This window comes from Paraburkholderia sp. BL27I4N3, assembly GCF_003386115.1.
Taxonomy (GTDB): domain Bacteria; phylum Pseudomonadota; class Gammaproteobacteria; order Burkholderiales; family Burkholderiaceae; genus Paraburkholderia.
Genome location: NZ_QREJ01000001.1, coordinates 2,747,468 through 2,767,693 on the forward strand (window position 1 = coordinate 2,747,468; position 20,226 = coordinate 2,767,693).

Annotated in this window: 20 protein-coding genes and 1 pseudogene; 6 read left to right on the forward strand and 15 right to left on the reverse strand. The window is 63.6% G+C overall.

Translation table 11 applies throughout. From position 1 onward, the window contains the following. Positions 1-131: 131 nt before the first annotated feature. From B0G71_RS12610 to B0G71_RS12630, 5 genes are all read right to left on the reverse strand, one after another. The gene (locus B0G71_RS12610) at positions 132-1,538 is read right to left on the reverse strand and encodes a type II and III secretion system protein family protein (protein WP_116142169.1); all 1,407 of its coding nucleotides are present in this window, start codon (positions 1,536-1,538) and stop codon (positions 132-134) included. Between the two features lie 44 nt (positions 1,539-1,582). Next, a complete protein-coding gene (gene cpaB, locus B0G71_RS12615; protein WP_116142171.1) occupies positions 1,583-2,533 on the reverse strand; it encodes a Flp pilus assembly protein CpaB in 951 nt (316 codons plus the stop codon). Positions 2,534-2,633: 100 nt separating this feature from the next. Beyond that, positions 2,634-3,131: a TadE/TadG family type IV pilus assembly protein gene (locus tag B0G71_RS12620; protein WP_116142173.1), complete on the reverse strand. Its 498-nt coding sequence runs from the start codon at positions 3,129-3,131 to the stop codon at positions 2,634-2,636. Next, entirely contained in the window at positions 3,128-3,628 is a 501-nt protein-coding gene (locus B0G71_RS12625; protein WP_116142174.1) for a prepilin peptidase, read from the reverse strand. Before B0G71_RS12625 ends, B0G71_RS12620 begins: the two co-directional genes overlap by 4 nt. A 138-nt stretch (positions 3,629-3,766) precedes the next feature. After that, complete coding sequence (locus B0G71_RS12630; RefSeq protein WP_116142176.1) at positions 3,767-3,955, reverse strand: Flp family type IVb pilin; 189 nt, start codon at positions 3,953-3,955, stop codon at positions 3,767-3,769. A gap of 656 nt (positions 3,956-4,611) precedes the next feature. Between B0G71_RS12630 and B0G71_RS12635 the strand changes: the two genes are divergently transcribed. The 4 genes from B0G71_RS12635 to B0G71_RS12650 all read left to right on the forward strand — a co-directional run bounded on the left by B0G71_RS12635 (position 4,612) and on the right by B0G71_RS12650 (position 10,469). Next, positions 4,612-6,162 carry a collagen-like triple helix repeat-containing protein gene (locus B0G71_RS12635; protein ID WP_116142178.1) on the forward strand — a complete coding sequence of 517 codons (1,551 nt, stop codon included), beginning with the start codon at positions 4,612-4,614 and terminating at the stop codon, positions 6,160-6,162. A gap of 178 nt (positions 6,163-6,340) precedes the next feature. Further along, positions 6,341-7,732 carry a collagen-like triple helix repeat-containing protein gene (locus tag B0G71_RS12640; protein ID WP_116142180.1) on the forward strand — a complete coding sequence of 464 codons (1,392 nt, stop codon included), beginning with the start codon at positions 6,341-6,343 and terminating at the stop codon, positions 7,730-7,732. A gap of 284 nt (positions 7,733-8,016) precedes the next feature. Beyond that, positions 8,017-9,726 carry a ShlB/FhaC/HecB family hemolysin secretion/activation protein gene (locus tag B0G71_RS12645; RefSeq protein WP_116142182.1) on the forward strand — a complete coding sequence of 570 codons (1,710 nt, stop codon included), beginning with the start codon at positions 8,017-8,019 and terminating at the stop codon, positions 9,724-9,726. Positions 9,727-9,983: 257 nt separating this feature from the next. Then, the gene (locus tag B0G71_RS12650) at positions 9,984-10,469 is read left to right on the forward strand and encodes a DUF2147 domain-containing protein (protein WP_116142184.1); all 486 of its coding nucleotides are present in this window, start codon (positions 9,984-9,986) and stop codon (positions 10,467-10,469) included. 111 nt (positions 10,470-10,580) lie between these two features. On the opposite strand, the pseudogene B0G71_RS12655 reads toward B0G71_RS12650, so the two are convergent. Further along, positions 10,581-10,910: pseudogene (locus tag B0G71_RS12655) on the reverse strand (transposase); the annotation flags it as partial. Positions 10,911-10,998: 88 nt separating this feature from the next. Here B0G71_RS12655 and B0G71_RS12660 point away from each other — a divergent pair. Together B0G71_RS12660 and B0G71_RS12665 are read left to right on the forward strand one after the other, a co-directional pair. Then, on the forward strand, positions 10,999-12,021 hold the full coding sequence (locus B0G71_RS12660; RefSeq protein ID WP_116142188.1) for a site-specific integrase: 1,023 nt from the start codon (positions 10,999-11,001) through the stop codon (positions 12,019-12,021). A gap of 322 nt (positions 12,022-12,343) precedes the next feature. Then, entirely contained in the window at positions 12,344-13,375 is a 1,032-nt protein-coding gene (locus B0G71_RS12665; RefSeq protein WP_116142189.1) for a site-specific integrase, read from the forward strand. A 61-nt stretch (positions 13,376-13,436) separates the two neighbouring features. Here B0G71_RS12665 and B0G71_RS12670 read toward each other — a convergent pair whose 3' ends face one another. The 9 genes from B0G71_RS12670 to B0G71_RS12710 form a co-directional block, all read right to left on the reverse strand. Then, a complete protein-coding gene (locus B0G71_RS12670; RefSeq protein WP_116142191.1) occupies positions 13,437-15,758 on the reverse strand; it encodes a hypothetical protein in 2,322 nt (773 codons plus the stop codon). Between the two features lie 23 nt (positions 15,759-15,781). Then, positions 15,782-16,372 (reverse strand): hypothetical protein, encoded by a 591-nt coding sequence (locus tag B0G71_RS12675; protein WP_116142193.1) that lies wholly within the window; start codon positions 16,370-16,372, stop codon positions 15,782-15,784. 117 nt (positions 16,373-16,489) lie between these two features. Next, positions 16,490-16,807, reverse strand: a complete 318-nt coding sequence (locus B0G71_RS12680; protein ID WP_116142195.1) for a hypothetical protein — start codon at positions 16,805-16,807, stop codon at positions 16,490-16,492. Positions 16,808-16,928: 121 nt separating this feature from the next. Continuing rightward, complete coding sequence (locus tag B0G71_RS12685; protein ID WP_147308673.1) at positions 16,929-17,417, reverse strand: hypothetical protein; 489 nt, start codon at positions 17,415-17,417, stop codon at positions 16,929-16,931. A gap of 293 nt (positions 17,418-17,710) precedes the next feature. After that, positions 17,711-18,043, reverse strand: coding sequence for a hypothetical protein (locus tag B0G71_RS12690; protein WP_116142199.1), 333 nt, complete (start codon positions 18,041-18,043; stop codon positions 17,711-17,713). 13 nt (positions 18,044-18,056) lie between these two features. Further along, positions 18,057-18,521, reverse strand: coding sequence for a hypothetical protein (locus B0G71_RS12695; protein WP_181916767.1), 465 nt, complete (start codon positions 18,519-18,521; stop codon positions 18,057-18,059). Positions 18,522-18,629: 108 nt separating this feature from the next. Next, positions 18,630-18,836, reverse strand: coding sequence for a hypothetical protein (locus B0G71_RS12700; protein WP_116142203.1), 207 nt, complete (start codon positions 18,834-18,836; stop codon positions 18,630-18,632). 30 nt (positions 18,837-18,866) lie between these two features. Continuing rightward, the gene (locus tag B0G71_RS12705) at positions 18,867-19,064 is read right to left on the reverse strand and encodes a hypothetical protein (RefSeq protein ID WP_116142205.1); all 198 of its coding nucleotides are present in this window, start codon (positions 19,062-19,064) and stop codon (positions 18,867-18,869) included. Next, positions 19,061-19,924, reverse strand: a complete 864-nt coding sequence (locus B0G71_RS12710; RefSeq protein WP_116142207.1) for a hypothetical protein — start codon at positions 19,922-19,924, stop codon at positions 19,061-19,063. The genes B0G71_RS12705 and B0G71_RS12710 overlap by 4 nt, the downstream gene beginning before the upstream one ends. Positions 19,925-20,226 lie beyond the last annotated feature (302 nt).

The window sequence follows — 20,226 nt, forward strand, 5'->3', positions numbered from 1 at the left end:
TTGCACGTCCTTATGCCGCATAGGCGGCAAAGCTCCCACGTCGTACTGCTTGCCCGTGGGCGCACGCAGTTCGCGCGCGCGCCGGCTCACACCTGTAGTCAGCCGCCGCGCCGCGACGGCGCCTGCCGGCTTCACCTGGAAAATCCCGGCGACGAATCGCGCGCCACCACGCCGCCGATCAGCGAACGCCACACCGGCCCGTTGCGCTGCTCGGACTGCTCGCCCGGCGTCGACGGCAAGGTCGCGCCCCTGGCGAGCGGCGAGACCAGATGCGGCGTCACGATGATCACCAGTTCCTTCTCGTTCTGCTGATAGTTCAGCTGCTTGAAGAACGTGCCGATCACCGGCAAATCGCCGAGCAACGGCACCTTCGAGACATTCGACGCCGTCTCGCGATCGATCAGCCCGCCGATCACGAAGCTCTCGCCATCGCCGAGTTCGACGGTGGTATCGGCACGCCGCGTGGTGAACGCGGGCACCGACACGCCGCTGATCGTCACGGCGTTGGCGAAGTCCAACTGGCTCGCCTCCGGCGCGACTTTGAGCGCGATGCGCTGCGGGCTCAGCACGGTCGGCGTGAGCGTAAGCCCTACCCCATAAGGTTTGAATTCGATCGACGTCGATCCGAGCGCCTGCGGCACCGGAATCGGCACCTCGCCGCCGGCGAGGAAGCTCGCGCTCTGGCCGGACAAGGCCACGAGCGTCGGCTCGGCCAGCACCCGCGCGAGGTTGTTGCTTTCCAGCAGGCTCAGATTGGCGAACAGGCCGTGCGTGGCGGAGTTGAAGATCAGGTTGAACGCCGACGAGATCGGCGTCACAGCCGTCATACTCGGCGCCTGTCCCGCCGTCGCCGAGACCGAGCTCAATGCCGACGGCGCGAACGAGCCGAACGTGAAGCCGTTGTTCTGCTTGAAGAAGTTGAAGCCCACTTCCTTGAGCACCGAACGGCTGAACTCGACGACCCGCACATCCACCTGCACGACCGCGCGGCTTGCGACCGTCGACGTATCGAATACCGCACCGTCCTTGCCGAGCGAGCCCTCCGCCGCGACCACGGCGCGCTGGTGCGCCTCCATCGTCGCCGACGTGCCGGACACGATCGCCGTGCCGCCGAGCACCTTGACGGCCGGCGTATCGGCGCCGAGCAGCGACGCAGCCGCCGGCGTGGTCACGTTGACGGTGTATTGCAGCGGCGCGTCACGATCGCGCGCCCACAGCATCAGGTTGGTGGTGCCCGCGGCCTTGCCGACCAGCAGCACGCCGCCGCGCTTGTCGCCCTTGATGATCAGCACGTCGGCCACCGACGGATCGCCGATCGCAATCCGCTGCAACGTGTGGCCGACTGCGAGTTGCCGCTGCGCGCCCACCGTCAGGTCGATGCTTTGCGCCGGCGCGGCAAACTCGGCCTGAGCCGGCTGCGCCGCTGGCGCCGCTTGGCCCCGCTGCGCCGGACCGGCTGCATCGGTCGCCGCCGATACGGCCAGCAAAGCCAGGCCGAGGCACGCCGCCTTCCTGAAAACAAAAATCCGTTCTGTCATGTAGTTATTGGACGCGACTGGCCGTCCGCTCCTGAAACCACGGCTTACCAGGCGACCGTTTCGGCGCGCCCACCCCGTATCACTTCGATACCGCTCTTTGTACTGTTTGTAGTGCCCGCCACGCGCGTGGGCGGCAGCGGTATATGCGGCAATGACGGCCTCGCGGCGGCACCCGCGCCATTCGCATTGGCGGTGCCCGACAGCGTGTCGAGCGCGACGCCGGCTGCGGCGCGCGTCGAGTCCCTCAGCGGCTCGGCCGCGCCCGCATGCGCCGCCGTCTTCAGCACGCCAGGATAGGCGGGCAGCACGGTTTGATCGATTACTTCGGGATCCTTGGGATTGCGCAACGCGAAGATCAGACGGCCGGCGCTCTCGGCGAGCGTCAAACGGTCGATATCGGCGACAGGCACCGCCAGCACCGCGGTGCGGACCATGCCGTTCGGATCGCCCGCGCTGTCGCCGCTCGCGGTCGCATTGCCGAACGCGAGCACGCGCACCTTCGACATCAGCAAACGCGCCTGGGTCCGATCGATTTCTCCGCCGTTACCCAGGCTGCCGTCGCGCTTGAGCGTGAAAAACACATCGACGAAATTGCCCGGCCGCAAGCGGTTGCCGACCGCGTTGCCTTCGTCTACCCGGACAGCAAGCGCGCGCTCGCCCGGTTCGACGCGCTCGGCGAGTCCCGAGGACAACTGGCTTTCCAGCACCGGCGATTGCGCGCCGATCTCCGCGTTCGGCACGCGGCCGGCCAGTTGCGCCGGGTCCGTGAAGGCGCCGTTCGGATTGATCGGCAGCGACTGCACACGCACATCGTTGACGGTGATGGCTTTGCCCGCCGGCAGCGTGTGAGTCGCCACCACGACTGGGAAGCTTGCTTGCGTGGCGGGCGTGACGGCCACCGGCGCCGGGCGGCGCGACAGCGACCACGCGAACAGGCCGAGCACGAGCGCGACCGCGATCAGGACGCCGGCAAGAATTTTGGTCAGATTCGGCATGAAGGTTGACTGCTTCGGTTAAACGATGCCATGCCGTGCGCGCGTTCGATCACACGTGGACGGACCGGGAGGTCGAGCGAGCTGGGTGCCGGCGCGTGCGTCACTGTATGTTCTCCGGATTGAGCTGGACCGTGGCGCTGCTCGTGAGCGTGTTCGGCAGCGCGAATCCCAGCAATGGCAAGCTCGGTACCAGCGGATTGGTTTGGTAGTCGTAGCTCACCAGGACATTCACGCATTGCATCGCGCTGTTCGGCCCGCATGCCTTGGAAGACGGCGTGCATTGCATCGACTGCACGAGCGTCGCGGCTACCAGCTTCGCCGCCGCGCAGGCCGCGTTGCCGCGATTGGTCAACGCGCTTTGCATCGAGGTGTTGCTCTGCCAGTTCAGCGCGGCGCGTGCGCCCTCTTCCGCGGCCATTGTCAGATTCTGCTGTGCGACGAGAATCAGACTGAACGTGACGATCGCGTACAGGATCGTGAAGAACAGCGGGAACACCAGCGCGAATTCGACGGCCGTGGCGCCGCGTTGCGCGCGCGCGCGGCGCACGTTGATGCGCCGATGCGGCGAGCGCGCGCGTGGTGTCATGACGGTTTTCATCGAACGCTTCCCGCCATGCCGTGCAGAACGAGCCAGCCGCTCGCGGCCACGGTGAGACACGCAGCGTAAGGCGTGGCTGCTTTGCCGGCGAGTTCGAACGTGGCGCCGGATCGACGGGCCAGGCCGGCGAGCCGCGTGCGGGTGGTAATCAGAAGCCACGCTGCGTGCAGACCGGCCGCGAGACTCGCGGCCATCCATAGACCGGGCAACGCGTGCATGCCGCACCATGCGCCGAGAACGGCGAAGACTTTGACATCCGCAGCACCCATCACGCCAAGCGCGAAAAACGGCAGCAATGCAGCAAGACCGATTACTGCGCCAATGCCTGCCTGAGTCAGCGAAATGCCGAAAGGCCCGCATTGAAAAAACGCGCAGCAAAATGCCGCCGCCAGGCCGGCGACAACTACTGAATTGGATATACGCCGCCAACGGCAATCGCTAATTGCGACAGTCATTGCCCACGCGATAAATAACAACATGCCCACGGAAACATTCATCTCGAACTCGACAGGCGAAGCTGCGCCATGTGGATTGCAATGCAATCCACATTAACGATTCAGCGATGCGTTATTACGCCCACGAAGCGGGCGGACGTCGAAACGCCGGCTGCTTCGCGCAGCGCTTACCGTTTGCCTTTACGGTCCGGTCTTCGCGGTGGACGGCGAGATTTTATCCGCGACTTGCTGCAAAACATTGGAGACGTTCGTGCCGACATTCGTCACCGCGGTAGCGATCACGAGCACGACGAGGCCTGCGATAAGGCCATATTCGATAGCCGTTACGCCTTTGTTATCGGCCAGAAAGCGTTGTGCGAATTTTTTCATTTGAACCCTCGAACTTCATTTATTTCGTTCGTATACGTTCTGCAATTCTCGACCATGTGCCTTGGATGCGCGGACCGTTGAGCTCTCATTCCCAGTCTCGTTTATTGCATCGCAGTGCCATGCCCTGCAGCCGCCCTTCATTAAAACACTGACGCATGAGTTGTCTGTTCGATAACCCACCTCCGTCATCAATCTTCAATGCTTTCGGGTTTTATAGCCGAACAATCATTTTTAAGCAATTGTCCGCTGCGCCGAATCTCATCCCGTAGGCATTTTTACCACTCACTCTAGTTAACGGCAGTTCGTGCGTTGCAGCACATAGGAATAACCATGAGTTAGATTCGCTCCACTAATTATTCGTTTGAACAGAACGTTTCAAGCGCACCCACCAGTTTCGGCCGCCCGCGTTACGCCGTACATCGTAACGGCGCGCGGGGCTCGTTACGTTACGCCGGCCGTGCGAACGCGCCGCGCAGTGCCTTATGTGAGCGCAATCTCGTTTAGCGCACGCTCCGTCAATTCCTCGCAAAGCCTTATCGCATATAGCGCCGCGGCTCGCGCCGAAAAAGTCCTCGCATTGTTCAGCCGAAATGGCACGGCTCGTGCAGAGACAGGCACGCAGCAACATCCAATAACACATGCGATGCGAGGGCGACATGAACATTCAAACGACCAACACGACAGTACGGGCAACCCTGATTGCAGCCGGCGTGGCTGCGATGCTTTCTCTTGGTGCTTGCGGAGGCTCCGGCAGCCTGAGTTCCGGCACCGGCAGCAGCGGCAGCGGCTCCGCCGGCGGCACACTTTCCACGACCGGCAGCGGCTCGACGGGTGCGGGCGGCTCGGGCTCGGGTGCGGGCGCAGGTACGAACACGGCCACGGGTAGCAACGGTTCGGGAACAGGCACCGGTACGGGCACAGGCACAGGGACGGGTACAGGCACGACGCCCGTCACCAACGCGCTCGGCGCGGTAGTCGGCAACACGGGCGGTGTGGTGAGCGACGCCGGCTCGGCGGTCACCGGCATCGGTACCGTGATCGGTTCGCAGACGTTGCCCGGCGTCAGCTCGCAAACCACCCAGTCCGCCGGCGGCATCGTGCAACAAGTCGGCTCGGCCGTTTCGACGCTCGGCAATGGCGTGTCGCAAGGGCTCGGCCAACTCGGCACCGGCGGCAACGCGGTCGGCACGACAGTCTCGAGCGTGGGCGGTGTCCTGAATCATGTCGGCGGCGCAGTGACCGACACGGGCAACCTCGTGACGAGTCTCGGCAGCGGTCCGCTCGCTCCGCTGTCGGCGATCACCACGCCGCTCGGCGGCGTCGTCAACACGCTCGGCGGCGCGGTCGCCAACGGCGGCAGCGCGCTCGCCACCGCCCTCTCGACGGGTCCGGTCCAGCAAGTCACGCAAACCCTCAGCACGGCGATCACGCCGATCACGTCGATGGTCGCCGCGACCACGCAAACGGTCGGCAATACCACGGGTCTTGGCGCGCCGCTCAACGGCCTGCTCTCGACGGTCGGCGGCGGACTCGGCAAGGCCGGCGCCCTGTTGACGGCGACCGGCGGCAACCCGGTCACGGCCGCCCTCGGCCATACGGTCACCGACACCGGCACGACGGTCGCTTCGGTGGGCGGCTTGCTCACGGGCGGCAGCGGCGGCAATCCGCTCGCGCCGCTCGCCAGCGCACTCGGTGGATTGACCGGCGGCACCGGCAGCGGCCCGCTTGCACCGCTCGCCAGCGCGCTCGGTGGATTGACCGGCGGCACCGGCAGCGGCCCGCTCGCGCCGCTCACCAGCGCACTTGGCGGCTTGACCGGCGGCACCGGCAGCGGGCCACTCGCGCCGCTCACCAGCGCGCTCGGTGGATTGACTGGCGGCACCGGCGGCGCATCGAGCGGCGGCAGCCCGCTCGCGCCCGTCACCGGCTTGCTCTCTACCGTGACAGGCAGCCTCTCCGGCGCGGCCGGCGGCAGCAGCGGCCCGCTCGCACCGGTCACCGGCTTGCTGTCCGGTGTCACCGGCACACTCGGCGGCGTCACCAGCACGGCGAGCGCCGCGCCGACCACCACGACCGCCGCCGCATCCACCAACTCGGGCGCGGGTCCGTCGCTGTCGACCAGCACGGGCAAAGGCACCGCGAACAATCCGCTCGCACCGGTGACGTCGCTCGTCGGCGGCCTGCTCGGCGGGTTGGGCAAGAAGTAAGCGGCCCTCTCGGGAACAGCGAAAAACGTTGAGCGAGACCCAGCCGGAGCGCGGCCCGCCAGCTGCGCCCCTACGCTTCGCGAAACCTGGCTGAACTGGGCCGCGCCGCTCAGACATCTGTTGCAACGGCGCACTGAAACCAACGCACACGACATCCAGAAGACACAGAGGAGCACACATGTCCACTCAACGTTTTTTCTCTCTCCCTGCGACGTGCGCGACGGTGTCGTCGTTGCGCGCGCCATTGATTGCCGTGGCGGCCGCCGGCTTGCTCGCGGCGTGCGGTGGCAGCACCGTCAGCGCGCCGCCCGCCACCTCAAGCACCGGCAGCGGCTCGGGTTCGACCGATACCGGCAGCGGCACCACCGCGAAGACGGGCACGACCGGCGTCGCCACCGCGGCCGCGCAGACCACCAGCGACCTGGGCACGGCGATCGCCTCGCAGACCATTCCTGGCCTCAGCCCGCAAGTCACGCAAGGGCTCGGCAACGCAGTGTCGAGCACGAGCGGCACGCTGAACTCGCTGGCGGATGCCGTCAGCAACGGCGTCGGCCAGACCGGCACGACGGCCAATCCGGTCGGCACCACGGTCGCCGGACTCGGCTCGGTGGTCGGTTCGACGAGCGGCGTCGTGCAAGGGCTGAGCACGGTCGTCGGCGGCCTCGGCAGCGGCAAGCTCGCGCCGCTGGCGCCGCTCACGACACCGTTGGCCAGCACGCTCTCCACCGCTGCCGGCGCACTCAACGCCGGTGGCGCGACGCTCGGCAGCGCGCTCGGCTCGGTGCCCGTGCAGCAGATCGCTCAACCGATCAGCACCGCCATCACGCCGATCGTGACGACGGCAGGACTCGTCACGCAAGCAGTCGGTACGCAGACCGGCCTCGGTGCGCCGCTCGGCGGCGTGCTCGCGAAAGTGGGCGGCGCATTGAGTTCCGCGGGCTCGCAAGTGGGCGGTGCCACGAAGAATCCGGTCGGCGGCGATCTCGGCACGCTGGCCGGCTCGTTCGGCAACACCGTCACCAACGCAGGCGGCCTGGTCAATCCGAATGGCCCGAATGGCGCGCTACCGATTCCCGGACTGCTGACGAGCCTCGTCGGCGCCACGAGCGTGAGCGTCGCCAATGGGCCGCCCGCCAGCAGCAATCCGTTCGGCCCGCTGCAAAGTTCGCTGGCGAGTCTTGGGCTCGGCAGCGATCCGCTCGGCTCGCTGTCGACGCTGCTCGGCGGCACGCCGCTGGCCGGACTGACCTCGGCGCTCGGCGGCACGCCGCTGGGTTCGCTGACTTCCTCGGGCTTGAGCGGTTCGCCGTTGAGTTCGTTGAGTTCGGCATTCGCTGGCTCGGGTAACGCATCGAATCCGTTGTCGACGTTGACGGGCGCGCTGTCCGGCGTCACGAACGGCGGCTCGGGTTCGGGCGGCAGCGGCCAGGCGCTCGCGCCAGTGACCGCGCTGGTCGGCCAGTTGACCGGCACGCTCAGCTCGGCCGCAGGTTCGACGAGCGGCTCGGGCACGGCGACGAGCGGCCTGACGACCCTGCTAGGCGGTCTGACGCCAGCGAACCATAAGTAGTTAGCCTAACTATTCATTCGCTGCGGCGTGCATCAGCCATCCGGTGAGAACTCCCGTGCGGCTGTTCATTGAATGATGCAAGCCGCAGCGAGTGACGCAATGCGCACTAACAGTCCGACTCGTCACGTGCTTCGCGCGGTTGCCCAGAGCGCTCAAGCCCCACTTGGTACGTGACGTAATACACGTAAGCCGCACTATACGTCGAGCCGCACATAAGGGCTCGCGACCCGCCCGGCCAGGCGGTGCGTCCGCTACACACAAGAACGATATACGAGGAACATCCGATGAAACTCGGGTACAGCAGCCTAGGGAGCGTGGTACTCGCAGCATTTGCGGCGGGCACTCTGCCAATGCAAGCGCATGCGCAGTCCCGCCCTGGCGGCTCGGCGGTCGGCGGCAATCCGCTGGACTCGCTGCCGCAGATCAAGGCGCCCGACAAAGGCCCGAACGTGACCGTGCAGGTCGCGCCGCAAGCCCCTCAACTCGAAGAATTGCTTGCGCGTCATATCACGCCTTCGCGCGTGCAGGTGGAGGGTGTGAAGTCCATTCCCTTCGACGATGTCGCGCAGCGCTTCACGCCGCTCGTCGGCAAGAACACGACGATCGGCGATCTGATCCAGGTCGCCAACGGCGTCACGAAGCTCTATCAGGACCGCGGTTTCGCGCTCTCGTTCGCCTTCATTCCGGCGCAGACATTCGCAGACGGTGTGGTACGCGTGACGGTGGTGGAAGGCTACGTGTCCGCGGTCAAGGTGACGGGCAAGGCCGGCGCCGTGGAAGACAAGATCCGCGCGATTGCCGATCACATCACCGCCGACCGGCCGTTGCGGCGCGCTACGTTCGAGCGCTACATCAACGTGCTCGGCCTGCTGCCGGGCGTAAAGGTTGCGGCCAACGTGCCGCCGCCCCAGAACACCGACGGCGCCACCACGCTTGAACTGAACGTGGAGCGCAAACCGTTCGACGTCAGCACCGGGATCGACTTCAATCACCCCGGCGTGCAGGGGCTTCTGACCGCCACTGAAAACGGGCTGACCTCGTTCGGCGAACAGCTGAGCGTGTCGGCCTTGCTGCCGAAGGGGCGTGACAATGTCACCTATCTCGCCGCGCACGGCGCGGTGCCGATCGGCAGTAACGGGCTGATCGCGAAGATCGACGCCTCGCACTATCGCGGCAATCCGACCGACAATCCCGGCCTGCCCTCTTCCATCGAACGCACGGTCATCAATGACAAGATCGGCGGTTCGCTGGCGTATCCGATCCTCTTGAGCAACACGCAAAGCGTGATCGGCACGGCGTCGGTCTATGCGTCGCACGACGAGGATCGCTACCACAACCACGACACCGGCGCCCAGATCGGCTTTCGCTCGCAAGTGCGAGTCATGCAGTTGCAGGCCGATTACACCAGCGTGCAGACGAGCCAGGTGCGCCGCGCGAGCGTCAACGTGGCGAAAGCGTTCGACATTCTCGGTGCGTCCAAGTCCGGCGACTCGAATGTGCCGGGCTCGCCCGTCACCAATCCGGCGTCGATCAACTTCGTGCGCACCGGCGCGAGCTTCTCGCAAACCAACGAGTGGCCGTTGAAGATCGGCACGGCGGTCTCGCTGACAGGCCAATACAGCGGAGTATCGCTGCCGACCTCCGAGCAGATCTCGTTCGGCGCGCAGCGTTTCGCGCAGGGCTATCAGCCGGGCGAGGCATCAGGCGATTCGGGCTGGGGCGCGATACTGGAAGTCAACCGTGCGTTCACGCCGGGCTTCACCTATCTGCGCACGCTCACACCTTACGTTTCGTTCGATATGGCGCGCGTCTATCTGCATGCGGGCACGCCCTCGCCTTCGAAGCTTTCGTCGATCGCGTTCGGCTTCCGCATCTCGGATGCGAAGTACTACAGCCTGGATCTCTCGGTGGCCAAAGCGATCGGCGATGCGCCGGTGGAAAACGCGTCGCGTAGTCCGCGCATCAACGCGACGTTCTCGTATCAGCTGAATTGATCGGTGGAAGTGCCGCGTCCTGATTAGAGTATCCACTATCAAACGACGCGCGCACTTTCACGTATTCTGCGCTGATGACGTGTCGCCGGCGGCGGGCAAGCAGCAATCCACAGGCCGCGGGCGGCACACGAGGGCAGCAGAAGTCGAACCTGAGGGGCCATGCAAGGCATCACGGCGGCCGTGATCTGAGAACCGCCCGAGATGTCAATAACGCCGCGCGACCATGATCGCGCCGTCTTTAATCAAGGAGGAAGACAATGATGCAATTCACCCACCGCGCGCGCGCAGTCGCGCTTCGCACAGCCCGACATGCGGCGCTCGCCGGCGTCCTGCTCGCCAGCGCCGTGACGGCCATGGCGCAAGCCGACAGTCCGGTCGGCACCTGGCAAACCATCGACGATCATACGGGCCAGCCCAAAGCGCTCGTGCAGATCTCGCAGGACGGCAGCGGCGCGCTCAGCGGCAAGGTCATCAAGGGTCTCGGCGCGAACGACCAGCCGGATCGCCGCTGCACGGCCTGTACCGACGCGCGCAAGGATCAGCCGATTCTCGGCATGACGATCCTCAGCGATTTGAAGAAGGATGGCGACGCCTGGGATCACGGGCAGATTCTCGACCCGGAAAATGGCAAGCTCTACAAGTGCAAGATGCACCTGGAAGACGGTGGGAACAAACTGGTCGTGCGAGGGTATATCGGCGTGTCGCTGCTGGGCCGCTCGCAGACGTGGATTCGTCAGCAATGATGCGCGGGTAGCTCGGGGCTCGTTACAGAGCCCGCATGGAACGAAAAAAAACGGCCGACGATCGCAATCGTTCGGCCGTTTCTTTTATTGGAAGACGCTGCGCTGTGTGGGTCATGCAGCGTGTTTGAAGGGCGAATGGAACGGGAACGGCGAGGACGGCAGTGGCTGGCTGGTGGGCGGGCTGTACACCGCTGGTGCGACAACCGGCGCCTTTTCAGCTTCGCCGCTCTTCGGTTTCTCGTTTACGTGCGTACGCATACGCGCTTCCATCAGGCCGCAAAGCTCTTCGCTCGCCGCGCCGAACAGTTGCTCCATGACGCGGTTGAGCACACCGGATTCGTACCACGCCTTGAAGCGGCGATGGCAGGTCTGGTAGGACGGGTACTTGCGCGGCATGGCGGACCAGGTGGCGCCGCTACGTCGGGCGCGGGTTACAGCGTCCCGCGCCCTCCTCTATGACCCACAGCACGCGACGTTGAAAAGGTCTGCAATCGGTCTCTGTACCAATCCTGTACCAATTGGAGATCGAATGGCAACCATTACGAAGAGAGACGAGCAGCGCGCCGAGCGCCGCTGGCAGGCCCGAGTGCGGCGGAGCGGATTCCCGGCACAGACCCGCTCATTCCCGACGAAGACAGAAGCGGAGGCATGGGCGCGCGACGTGGAGGCCGAGTACGACAAGGGCCACGCCATCGACCAGCGGGACGCCCGCGAGATGTCGCTAGGCAATGCCCTTCGTCGCTACCTAGCAGAAGTCACGCCGCTGCACAAGGGCGCTAAGACCGAAGGCTATCGCATCCGCCAGCTACTCCATCACCCGATCTGCGCCTACTCACTGGCGAACCTCACGCGCAACGCCCTCACCGAGTATCGGGAGCAACGGCTGCAAGCGGTGTCGGGATCGACAGCCCGGAAGGAGATGCAGGTCATGGCGCTGGTAATCGACCATGCGAGGCGCGATTGGGGCGTCTATCTGGCTGAGAACCCGGTACGCATGGTGCGTCTCCCGAAGGAGAACGCGGCACGCGAGCGGCGGCTACGCCCCGGCGAGGAAGCCGTCCTGCTCACCGAGTGCCGCGCCGCCAGAGCGCCCTATTTGGAGCACGCCGTTATCGTCGCCATTGAAACGGCCATGCGGCAATCGGAGATGCTGGCGCTTACGTGGGATCGGATCGACTTGGAGAAGCGTGTGGTACGACTCGCGGCCACGAAGAACGGAGAACCACGGCCAGTGCCGCTTACCCGCCGTGCCGTTGCTGCCCTAGCGGCTATGAAGCTGGTACGAGTGTACGAGTGGACGAAACACAACACGGACGGCCCGTTCCGTTGGGTCGGAGCCACTGTGATACGCCATGCCTTCATGCGCGCCAGAGACAAGGCCGGAATGCCCGATCTCCGGTTTCACGATCTGCGCCATGAAGCGACATCGCGGCTATTCGAGAAGGGACTGAATACGATGGAAGTCGCCTCGATCACCGGCCACAAAACGCTCTCGATGCTGCGCCGCTATTCCCACCTGTCCATGGATCACCTGCTTTCCAAGCTTGACTGAGCCAGGAATCAATCGTCCGTGTCGTCGTCCGCTCCGTCATCCGGCAAACCACCGGCCGGGACGCAGCCACGACACGGATGTTCGTAATCCGCTGGTTCTTCTTGTGTGTTGCTCATGCTGTTCTCCGCTAACCGAGTTATGGCCAGTGTACTGCTATCCGGGCTTGACACTAAATAGGTTTGCGCGGCTCGCGTCGGCTTCGCCTCGCTCGGCTGACGCCCGCGCGCAACAGATGTGGAATTCGCTATGGCATACTGGCTCCGCCGAGTGGCGGCGGCAATGACCGGCCTGCACCTGCACATCCTTTCAATTGGAGACAGGTATGGGCACCATGCAGAAACGAGCGAACGGGACGTACACAGCCAAAATCCGCCGCAAGGGCTTTCCATCGCTTTCCCGCACATTCCCTGCGCGAAGTGAAGCCGAAGCGTGGATGGCCGCGCAAGAAGCGGCGATTACGGCCCGCGTTACTGCGACACAAGCCATTGAAGACCAACAGCGCATAGCTGCGGAGTGCGCGCCCCAGTACCGCGTGTTCGGTGATCTGATGCGCCGTTATCTTGACGAAGTGACGCCGAGCAAGAGAGCCGCCAGCGAGGAAGCCGTTCGTCTGCGCGGGTTGCTCAAGCATCCCCTAGCCGCTTGTCCACTAGAAGGTTTGAGTGCCGCCCGCGTTGCTGAATGGCGCAACGAGCGAATGAACCGGGTAAGCGGTGCAACGGTCAACCGGGACATGAACCTGCTCGGGCACGTTATAGAGATAGGTCGCCGTGAGTGGGAGGTGGACTTCGAGGTGAACCCATTCCAGCTTGTTCGGAGACCTCCGCAGGGCTATTCGCGCGAGCGACGCTTGTTTCCTGCTGAAGAAGCCGCGCTGATGCGCGCATGCACCGTCACGCAAAACCCGTATGTCCGCCCCATCATCGTTCTTGCGTTGGAAACGGCGATGCGTCGAAGCGAGATAGTCGGGCTGGAATGGGAGCGCGTGCATTTGCACGAGCCGTCAGTGCAACTTACGCAGACAAAGACAGGAAGGCCAAGGGGCGTGGCTCTGTCAAGCCGCGCAGTGACAGCCCTGTCCGCACTCCGACTGGCAAGCGGCGGTGAACCGAAAGGCCACGTCTTCCCCGGCCTCACTCCGAACGCCTTGAAGCTGGCCTTTCGCCGCGCCGTCGAGCGAGCCGGGATCGCGGACTTCCGATTCCATGATCTTCGACACGAAGCGACATCGCGGCTATTCGAGAAGGGCTTGTCAATTATGGAAGTGGCAAGCATCACCGGCCATCAGGATGTGAGAATGCTGCGGCGGTACACTCACCTGCAAGTCAGCGACCTCGCCCGCAAGCTCGGGTAGGTCAATGGCGTCAAACGCAGTTGAGGCAACAGCCTCGTGTGAAGCCGCTGCCGCACTGCGCTTAGTAACCCCACCCGAAGGCGTTCTTTTCGGGCATACCTTGTGGTGCCTTGGAGCCGTTGGCCCCGTAGCTGTGTGACTGCACTGCGTCTGATACGCGCTTGCCGAAGTCGTCGGCCTTCATGGTGACTGGCAGGAATGCGCCGTCGCCCTTGGACAGGTACAGGTGCATCAAGCCGCCACCGAGGTACTGGCCGTACTGCACCTTGTAGTCGTCGGGCTTGAAGTTCGACATGTCACCGCCTGCGGCCTTAACCGAGTCCGTGGCTAGCTCGTTGATGTACGAGCGCATCGTGTCCTGATACAGCGCAGAGTTCTGGCTCGACACCGCACCGGGCACCTTGCCAACGTAATCCATCCAGCCCTGCCCCTTGCCCCACTTGCCCTTGTCTTCGGGCACGACGGTTCCGGGCACTAGGTCCGCATTGCCCATCACCTGCGTGTACGCTGCTCGCGCTGCGTCATCCGGCGACAGCCCGAAGGCGCGCTGCTTCTGCGCCATGAGCGGTGCCACCTGCTGCGCAAGCTGCTGCTTCGCGCCGTCGCTGATGTCCCATCCAGACAGGTCGCCTTTGCGGAACGGGTTCCACCACGCCGTGTCCTGCCGCGTCACGTAGTCGAGCGCATCCTTCTTGTCCTGCGCCGAGGCCGTGGCGAGCTTGCCTCGCTGCCACTGAGTGCGGATCATGTCGAACTGCTGCGGGTCACTGATGTTCGCGCCGCTGTCCAGAATCGCCAGTGTGGCCTCCGCGTGATCTCCGAAGTAGGACTTCACGGCATCGACTCCACCCGGCCCGCTGCGGAGCTTCTGAGCCATGTCAACCACGTTCATCTGCTGCGGCGTGGCTGGCCCCGCGCCGTCGAAGAAGCTGCCGAGCGTGGACTTGATGTAGCCGTCGAGCATCTGCGGGTGCATCTGCGGGTCGCGTGCGTTGGCCGACGCGTGCTGCCAGAAGGTGTTCGCCTGCGGGCTATCCGGCCCTGCCGCCGTGGCATCCTGATACACCGCATTCAGTGCCGTCACCTGCGCGCCTTCGGGAATCGGGATACCCTTTAAATCTTCCGGGCGGTCGGCTGCCCACTTCGTTTGCACCAGCGTGGCGGCTTCGTTGTAGTTCAACTGTCTGTTTTGCGCCTTCAGGGCCGCGAGGTGCTGGCGCTGGTTGTTCGCGTCCATTTGCTCAAGTACCTGCTTCTGCTTCGCGGGCGGGAACGGCACGGTTGCATCGCCCCACTGCGCCTTGTACGCGGCGTTGACATCTTCCATCTTCTGCATCGCTGCCGCGTGGCCTGCTGGCGAGGTCGGGAAAGCACCACCGCCTTTCGTAATGGCGAACTCCAGCGTAGCTGCATTGTCGAGTGACTGTGCGTACTCCGGGTTCTTGGCTGCCGCCTGCGCTTCGAGGAGAGGAATCTTGTCATCCAACTGCGCGCGAATCTCCGGGTCAAGCTGCTGGAATTCGGGCATCTGCTTCACGGCTCGCACGGCCTGCCAGTTCCCGGTCATGGCGTTGGAGACCGTGATGTCCTTCAGCCCGCGCTGGTACGCCTCGGTCGTCATGTTGTCGGGCTTGGCGAGGTTCGCCGTGTAGCTGGCGTGCGCCTTGGCGATCTCCTCGTCCGAGTTATCCGGGCTGGCCGCGAGCGTTGCCTGCATGCTGCGAGCCGCGCTGGTGCCCATGTTCGTGAAGCCGAGGTAGTTCTGCTCCTGCGTGAACTGCGAGTACTGCTGCATGTGCTGATTGAGCATCTGCGGAAGCTGCTCCGAGAGCTTCTGCTGCACCATTGCGTCGGTGTACTGATCGCCGGTACTCTGCACTTGCGACATCTTATCCACGAGGTACGAGCGCACCTGATCGGGCAAGCGCTCGCGCAACTGCGGCATGGCCTGCATGAAGCTGGTCTGCGCGTCGTTCATCGCGGCGTTCACGTTGAACATCTGAGCGCCCTGCACCGATGCATCCGGGCCGTAAATCTTCGTGTACCACGGCTGGTCGTTCTCAATGCTGATGAGCGACTTCCCCTGTGCTGCCTGCGCCATACCGTCCGCGTACTGCTCCTTCTTCGCGCGGTCGATGTACGGCTGGATCATGCCCTGCGTCAGCTTGTTGAAACTGTCGAGGCTTACGCCAGAGCCGAATACACCCTGTGCGCGTTCTGCGTTAGCGAAGGCGTTGATGTCCGTACCACCCTGCGCGATGTTGCCGCTGGACTGCGAGCCGCCACTCACACCGCCGTTGAAGGTGGTGGAGCTTCCGCTCGCTGCTTGGCCTTGCTGGACTACTACGCCGCCGTCGCTGTCGAGGCTGAAATTGATGCTCATTCGTATTCCTTATTGTCTGTTGGTTAGATTGACCAGCCTGCCTGTCGCAGCAGAATAACTAGGTCCGAATGCTGTCCGCACAGTTGGATGATGCGCGGGCCGGGCAATTTGCCAAAGTCCGGGTTGTCGATGTGGTAACGAATACACCGCACGAGGAGGCGTCCCGTCGGGTATTGACGGGCCATCCATTCACCGCTGCGGTACTCAATGTAGTCTCCAGCGGCTTCCCGCTTGCGCTCATCATTGCGCGCCAGCCACCCATCGCGCGAAAGCTTGGCGGGCGGCAGCGCGATGCAGCGGCCCTTGGCGTCCGTCTTGAAGCCATCCCGCTTTGTGCAGTCATAGCAAGACAGGTTGTAGACGCGCCTGCGCGTGCCGCCGCACTTCGCACATTCGCGGCCTTCGAACCATGTGCGGCCTGCAATGAGCGCATCAATACGCGCGGGGTACAATGTCTGCTCACGAAGCGCCCGCGCGAATGCGTCGTCTGTGCGCGCTGCGTCGCGGTGTGCTCGCGTCAGCTTGGATGCGTACGGCGCGACTTGCCACAGCCCGCGCGTCCTAACGTTCTTACTTCCTCGCGGCTTCATGGAATCGCTCGCGCCGTCGCCCATTGCGACTCCAGCGCCCGTACCACCAATCGGTTTCGATTTCGTACATGTGGGCCAGCGCTGGCGGTGTGGAGTGGTATTGCACGAGACGCATTCCTTCGCGGCGCGCTCGCCGCTGCATCATGACAATTGTGCGGTCGATGAGCATGCGTTGCCCGTCATCGCGGCCTCCACACGAGCGTGAATAAGTGCGCCGCGCACTGCCTTGAGTACGGCCGTCTGCGAAGTACCGAGGCGGTTCGCAATGTCGCCCACACGCTCGGCGCTTAGAAAGGCGCTGATGATGTTGTCTCGTTCCTCAGGTGTCAGACTTTCGTAGGCCACCGCGCGGTGCACGTCGGCGGGATGGCATCCCATACGCTTCGCGGTGTCGGTGAAACGCTCCCCATCGAAGCCGATGCGTGCAGCGCGAATTTCTTGTGCGGTCAGGAGTTTCATTGTTCTCTCGTTCAGTAGTTGCCCTGCGGCGCATGTGCGGCGCTCGCAGCGGCTTGGTTAGTGTTCGGTGATGCGAACGTAGCGGCTCGCCACGCCAGCGGCGCAGCGGCCCTCTCATGCATTAGTTGCGATAGCCGCGATTCACGTCGGCCACATTGCGCAGCAGTGCATCCATCGGGTTATCCGCGCGCTGCAAGACATCGAACGGGATAAGCTCCGAGCGGCGTGTCACGGCGGCGAGTAGAACGCGGGACTGGTTAGCCAATGGTGCCTTGAACGATGCGCCACGGTACGTGCCGAATACGTTGTAGGTCGGGAAGCCCGCGCGCCCGTGTGTCTCGTCACCGGCGAACGTATCTTCGATGGCAGTGATCTCGTAGTCGTCCACCTGCCGCTCAAAGTCCGCGCGCCGGATGCCTTCGAGGTTTTCATTGATGAACGCCATTTCGGCCTCTGCTGCGCGAAGCACGTCCTTGGACGCGAGAAGTTTCTCAAGCTGTTCGACAAGGGGCTTGGCGTCGCGGATTAATGCCGAAAGCTCGTGCATGCGGGACTGTGCCCCTGCGATAGTGGTATGGAGTGCGAACTGTTCTAATCTCTTTGTTGCCATGTGATGCTCCTGTTTTGGTCTGTGAGTTGGTAGTGCCGCGATGTCGCTCGCGGCTGGCGTGTTACTGGGCCTGCGCTATGCGCCGATACAGCGGCCACACTTGCACAGTGGCGTCTCGCCTTCGGGACGAGGCTGGCCTAATTGGCCGCGTCGGAAAACCATCGCGTGATACGCTGCGCGTTCTTCGGCCATGCGTACGGCCAGTACAGTGGATGTCGCACGCACTGCGCGGTGTTCCGGGTCAGTCAGCAATTCGAGGCCAGCTAGCACCTGATCGCGGGAGAGCGTTGCCATTACCAGTCGCTTACGTTCGACGGATTACCGAACGGATTGTGCAAGGTCGGGTCCACAGGGCCGTGCATAGCGCCTCGCCTTGCTCCACTGATCCATGCTGCGGCCTGTGCTGCTGCCGTGGTCCATCCCAAGCCGCTTGCAGCGGCCACGATGTCGGCAGGCAACTTCGCGGCTACCAGTGCGACCGTGGCGCTATCTCGCGGATCAACACCTTCGAGGCGAAGCGTGCGGGCAGCGCCCTCCACGTCTGTGTAGCTGACGGTACGCGAGCGCAGCAGGTGCGTCTCGCCTTCGTGGGTGGTGGTAATGCTGGTTACGGTTTGAATCGTCATAGTAGTTCCTTAATTAGAGTCGGCCCGCGATCATGCGGAAGGTGCAGCGGCAATCTGCCGGCGTATTGGTGCCGCCAACGGCGTGAATCGTTCGCGGCCCTACGATGACCGCGCTTGAATGAAAGCGGCCCACGTCCTGATTCGTCGTGCCCGCCAGTCCGTGCAATGCAAGCTCGGGATACTTCCGCAGGTTCTCTGCGTCCTGATCAGTTGCCGGAACAAGCCCCGCTGCCGCCGCGTACTCGAACGGATGTGTCTGGTAGCTCCAGCTTGCGCCGGTGCCATCGCGCAACGATTCGGGCATTGCGCCTGCCCTAATCCAGTCCTCAACGTTACGGTCGTATTGGACCGGGGAGCCAGCGGCCCCGAAACGGTTGGATTGCTTCACGCCACTACCGCTGCCGGGAAGTTGGCCGTTGAACTGCGAAGGTGCTACGCCATTAGCACCACGACGAACGATGTATGCTCCACCTGCCATAATGTGTACTCCTTATTTAAATGCCGCGAGGTTGTGACGATGCCATGCTCGAAGGCGCATAGCGGGCCTGTGATTCGCACGCGCTTACGGCGCGTGTTTGTGGGTCGGTCAGTTAGCCGATTCTGCGGCCTGCTTCATTGCTGCCTTTTCGCGGGCGCGCTGCTTGCGCGCGGCCCACGTCGGCAAACTGCCGTGACATTGCTCGACTACTTCCCGCCAGATGCACACGCCGCCGCGTGAAGCACGCTTGGTGAGCGATTCATAGTAGGCGCGCGCATCGGCGTTGTGTTCCAGTGGGTGTGCGATGTTCTTCATGCTGTACTCCATAGGACGCCGCTGCGGGCGTCATTCGTTTAGGTCAAGGGTGAAGGTTGCTTCGGCTTCGCGCGCCTCTCGGATGCGCCGCAGTTGGTCGGGATCGCGCAAGACGGCTGCCCCGGATCGACGCCGCTTCGCCTCATTCCACACCCGGTCAAGGTCCGCACGCTGGCGGGCGAGCATGGTGGCGATAGGTTCGCGCTTTTCTCGGTGGTCGCGGCTCATTGCTGGCCTGCCGTCAAATGGGCACCGTGCAAGACCTGCTGATGCGCAGTGAGAAATGCCATAGCTCGGAGTAGCGCGGTCTCCTGTGTGGGCGTGATGTTCGCCGCCGTGATCGGCTCGGGATGGACTCTGTCGGGCTTACCGCCTGATGCGAGGTACATCTCGTACTCTGCGTCCATCACCTCGGCCCAATGCGGCGTACTAGGTAGGCGACCTGTGATCTCGGCCAACAACTGCTGACATGTCAATGTGGTTGCCGCGCCGTTATTCATCAGCATCTCCCCGAAGGTCGCAAGGGCGGTATCGTCTTCGTTCAGATGATCCGCTGCTGTGGTGTTCTTGCCAGCTACCTGCCAGTCAGGACCGGCCAGCGATTCCCCGGCCATGATGCCCACCTCTCGCAACTTCGGCAGCATCCGGCGCACGTTCTTAGCCTGCTTCCCAGTCAGCAGCGCGTACCAGTGACATAGCTTCTCGAAGCCCGGAGTAACGCCCCGACGTTTGTTCAGGAACTTCAGGCAGAACTGGGCGAATGCCCGCACCTCCGGGCGAAGCTCGGCCAGAATGTTGATGCGTCGGCATGCCTTCTCGCCCACGTCACCGGCGATACTAATGCCATGAGTCGCGGCGGCCGAAGCCGGGATGACTTCTCCGGTCGGAAGGTGCACGTAGCTTTTCACCGTGACGGACTTGTAGCGCGTGACAGTGTGGCCGTTCACCTTCAAAGGCTTCGACATGCGACGCCAGCGTGCATCTACCTCGTACACCGCCCAGTCATCCACCGAGTCGCGCTGGCTCGTACTGCGGATCAGTTCAGCAAAGCACAGGCCGTTCTTGTACAGCGTATTCGTTGGTTGCATTGGATACCTCAGACGGTGGGATGTGGGATTACTGCGGGTGCTGCTCGGCCTGCCGCGTTCGCAGCATGGCGCTATGTATCTTTATGGAGTGTCAGCTAAGTGACTGATTCGTAAGGAATCGCAATGCAGGAAAGTGATCTGTCGGCTCTGTGCTGCCTGCCCATGGCGGCGGCAAATGATTCGCGCGCTCCGAGCAGCGGCCCTATGTATCTTTAAAGGGTGCTATGTAACCCATTGATTGATAAGGGATCGCACCTCTCAAAAGTGAGCCATTGGTCATGCCGCCGCTCGGCTAGTCGCGT

Bases quoted from the DNA above. Each gene is read 5' to 3' on its own strand.
- B0G71_RS12700 (WP_116142203.1), bottom strand. From the start codon at position 18,836: ATGAAGAACATCGCACACCCACTGGAACACAACGCCGATGCGCGCGCC.
- B0G71_RS12650 (WP_116142184.1), top strand. From the start codon at position 9,984: ATGATGCAATTCACCCACCGCGCGCGCGCAGTCGCGCTTCGCACAGCC.
- B0G71_RS12665 (WP_116142189.1), top strand. From the start codon at position 12,344: ATGGGCACCATGCAGAAACGAGCGAACGGGACGTACACAGCCAAAATC.
- B0G71_RS12705 (WP_116142205.1), bottom strand. From the start codon at position 19,064: ATGAGCCGCGACCACCGAGAAAAGCGCGAACCTATCGCCACCATGCTC.
- B0G71_RS12675 (WP_116142193.1), bottom strand. From the start codon at position 16,372: ATGGGCGACGGCGCGAGCGATTCCATGAAGCCGCGAGGAAGTAAGAAC.
- B0G71_RS12610 (WP_116142169.1), bottom strand. From the start codon at position 1,538: ATGACAGAACGGATTTTTGTTTTCAGGAAGGCGGCGTGCCTCGGCCTG.
- B0G71_RS12630 (WP_116142176.1), bottom strand. From the start codon at position 3,955: ATGAAAAAATTCGCACAACGCTTTCTGGCCGATAACAAAGGCGTAACG.
- cpaB (WP_116142171.1), bottom strand. From the start codon at position 2,533: ATGCCGAATCTGACCAAAATTCTTGCCGGCGTCCTGATCGCGGTCGCG.
- B0G71_RS12660 (WP_116142188.1), top strand. From the start codon at position 10,999: ATGGCAACCATTACGAAGAGAGACGAGCAGCGCGCCGAGCGCCGCTGG.
- B0G71_RS12625 (WP_116142174.1), bottom strand. From the start codon at position 3,628: ATGAATGTTTCCGTGGGCATGTTGTTATTTATCGCGTGGGCAATGACT.
- B0G71_RS12680 (WP_116142195.1), bottom strand. From the start codon at position 16,807: ATGAAACTCCTGACCGCACAAGAAATTCGCGCTGCACGCATCGGCTTC.
- B0G71_RS12620 (WP_116142173.1), bottom strand. From the start codon at position 3,131: ATGAAAACCGTCATGACACCACGCGCGCGCTCGCCGCATCGGCGCATC.
- B0G71_RS12710 (WP_116142207.1), bottom strand. From the start codon at position 19,924: ATGCAACCAACGAATACGCTGTACAAGAACGGCCTGTGCTTTGCTGAA.
- B0G71_RS12640 (WP_116142180.1), top strand. From the start codon at position 6,341: ATGTCCACTCAACGTTTTTTCTCTCTCCCTGCGACGTGCGCGACGGTG.
- B0G71_RS12685 (WP_147308673.1), bottom strand. From the start codon at position 17,417: ATGGCAACAAAGAGATTAGAACAGTTCGCACTCCATACCACTATCGCA.
- B0G71_RS12670 (WP_116142191.1), bottom strand. From the start codon at position 15,758: ATGAGCATCAATTTCAGCCTCGACAGCGACGGCGGCGTAGTAGTCCAG.
- B0G71_RS12690 (WP_116142199.1), bottom strand. From the start codon at position 18,043: ATGACGATTCAAACCGTAACCAGCATTACCACCACCCACGAAGGCGAG.
- B0G71_RS12635 (WP_116142178.1), top strand. From the start codon at position 4,612: ATGAACATTCAAACGACCAACACGACAGTACGGGCAACCCTGATTGCA.
- B0G71_RS12645 (WP_116142182.1), top strand. From the start codon at position 8,017: ATGAAACTCGGGTACAGCAGCCTAGGGAGCGTGGTACTCGCAGCATTT.
- B0G71_RS12695 (WP_181916767.1), bottom strand. From the start codon at position 18,521: ATGGCAGGTGGAGCATACATCGTTCGTCGTGGTGCTAATGGCGTAGCA.